The 608-nt window shown below is 38.0% G+C and carries 1 pseudogene; it reads right to left on the reverse strand.

The annotated features are described in order from the left end of the window. Nucleotides 1–608 (reverse strand): annotated as a pseudogene (locus ACFIML_RS09270) (hypothetical protein); the annotation flags it as partial.

The raw sequence follows: 608 nt of genomic DNA on the forward strand, positions 1-608 counted from the left end.
CCAACATTATTATGGTCTTTAGATACTGCTACGCCATCTTCAGAAATGCGCGACAAATGATAGAGCGGACCGAATAAAATACCGTCGCTAAATTCTGCATTCCCACCCAAAATGTTTGCTACATCTCGAGATATTTTTTCAATCTGCCTACCATTGATCGCATCATGCGAATCTTCAGCAATTTTTCCATCTTTAACATTATGGAGGGAAACTGGTGCTGTAGTCTTATCACCACCCAAAGTTATGCTATTATAATTAACGGTATCGTTTTCTTTATCATAAAGAACTGCAGCAGCACTTGTAAGATTAATATCATTAGAAATCTTCTCTATACTTTTATCAAGCTGAGCTTTGTTAACAGCTTCATTACCATTCACAGCTGTCTTTACGCCAGAAATTGTCCTATCGCTGCCTGCATTATTTGCAACATTAATTTCTGTACCCCCCGTTGTCACACCAACGGTAATAGTACCTGCATCTCCTTCCTGCTTAACAAGGCTGTTTTTTGTCGCATTCGTAATCTGATTTTGGATATTCGTGATAGAAGTATCAACAGCATTAAAAGCAGAACCAACATCATTATGAGAATTACCCTGAATTGTGTAAGT

The organism is Bartonella sp. AC62GZZY (assembly GCF_042196525.1).
Lineage (GTDB): Bacteria > Pseudomonadota > Alphaproteobacteria > Rhizobiales > Rhizobiaceae > Bartonella.